This is a genomic window from Microbacterium sp. zg.Y909, assembly GCF_024626565.1.
Window position 1 is genome coordinate 1 of sequence record NZ_JANJFJ010000642.1, and the last position, 1,434, is coordinate 1,434.

3 protein-coding genes are annotated in these 1,434 nt (G+C 64.7%); 1 reads left to right on the forward strand and 2 read right to left on the reverse strand.

All coding sequences use genetic code 11. The features are described 5' to 3' along the window. On the forward strand, window positions 1–216 hold a 216-nt coding region (locus NQ160_RS23720; RefSeq protein WP_257517443.1), incomplete at its 5' end, for a substrate-binding domain-containing protein. Between the two features lie 50 nt (window positions 217–266). On the opposite strand, the gene rplL is transcribed toward NQ160_RS23720, so the two are convergent. Beyond that, on the reverse strand, window positions 267–647 hold the full coding sequence (rplL, locus tag NQ160_RS23725; protein WP_257494172.1) for a 50S ribosomal protein L7/L12: 381 nt from the start codon (window positions 645–647) through the stop codon (window positions 267–269). A gap of 50 nt (window positions 648–697) precedes the next feature. After that, window positions 698–1,186 carry a 50S ribosomal protein L10 gene (gene rplJ, locus NQ160_RS23730; RefSeq protein WP_257517444.1) on the reverse strand — a complete coding sequence of 163 codons (489 nt, stop codon included), beginning with the start codon at window positions 1,184–1,186 and terminating at the stop codon, window positions 698–700. Between the last annotated feature and the right edge of the window lie 248 nt (window positions 1,187–1,434).

A 1,434-nucleotide genomic window follows, 5' to 3' on the forward strand; every position in this document is an offset into this window, starting at 1 on the left:
TACGCCGAGATGTTCTCACTGACGACCCTCGCGCAGAACCCACGCCAGCAGGGCGTGGCAGCGGCCCGCATGCTCGTGGGCGAACTGCAGTCGCCGACGGCGACGCCGGCCGCCCACCTGCTTCAGGCGCGGCTCATCGTGCGCAATTCCACCGCAGCACCCAGCGGCACGCCGGGGGTCGTCGTGACCGACACCGGATTGCTGGACCACGCATGACGAAGGCCCCGGATGCCGTGGCATCCGGGGCCTTCATCGCAGAAGCGTGATTACTTGAGGGTAACCGTCGCGCCGGCCTCTTCGAGAGCGGCCTTGGCCTTCTCGGCGGCCTCCTTGTTGGCGCCCTCCAGGACGGCCTTGGGGGCACCGTCGACGACGGCCTTGGCCTCGCCGAGGCCCAGCGAGGTGAGCTCGCGGACCGTCTTGATGACCTGGATCTTCTTGTCGCCAGCAGCCTCGAGGATGACGTCGAAGGAGTCCTTCTCCTCAACCTCTTCAGCAGCAGCGCCGCCACCGGCGCCGGCAACGGCGACGGGAGCAGCAGCGGTGACGTCGAACTTCTCCTCGAACGCCTTCACGAACTCGCTGAGCTCGACGAGGGTCAGGCCGGCAAACTGCTCGAGCAGCTCCTCAGTGGTGAGCTTCGCCATGATGTATCTCCTAGATAGATGGGGTTTGTGGGAAAAATGCCGCGGGTCGCTTACGCGGCCTCAGCGGTCTCCAGCTTTTCGCGAAGCGCGTCGATGGTGGCCGCAGCCTTGCCCATCGTCGCCTTCATCATGCCCGCCGCCTTCGCCAGCAGAACCTCACGGCTCTCGAGCGAGGCGTACTTGTTGACCTCGTCGGCAGTGAGGGTGTTGCCCTCGAAGATGCCGCCCTTGATCACGAGAAGCGGGTTGGCCTTGGCGAAGTCACGCAGAGCCTTCGCGGTGGCGACGAAGTCGCCGTGCACGAACGCGACGGCCGACGGACCCTTGAGGTCCTCGTCCAGCGCGGTGATCCCCGCGTTGTTCGCGGCGATCTTGGTCAGCGTGTTCTTCACCACGGCGTACTGCGCGTCCTGACGGATGTCGTTGCGCAGCTGCTTGAGCTGGGCAACCGTCAGACCGCGGTACTCGGTCAGCAGGACGGCGTTCGAGTTCTCGAAGTTCTTCGTGAGCTCGGCGACCGATGCATCCTTCTGCGCCATGGTCACTCCTTGATGTGTACGAGACGCTCCGCGGTGGCGGGCGTCGACCTCAGCCCGTCGCTCCCTCACAACAAAAAAGCTCCGGCGCAAGCGCACGGAGCTGAATTCCTGAGAATCGTTCTGTACACCTGCGTGGGCCCCTGCTGTGCAGAGCTTCGATCGTGATGCGCTTGCGCGCACACCGATGACCGACGGTCTTTGGCTTGTGTCCCAGCATACGTCGTACGCTCCATGCGGCAAAATCCGCC

Coding starts and splice junctions, on each gene's coding strand:
- rplL (WP_257494172.1), bottom strand. CDS start 647: ATGGCGAAGCTCACCACTGAGGAGCTGCTCGAGCAGTTTGCCGGCCTG.
- rplJ (WP_257517444.1), bottom strand. CDS start 1,186: ATGGCGCAGAAGGATGCATCGGTCGCCGAGCTCACGAAGAACTTCGAG.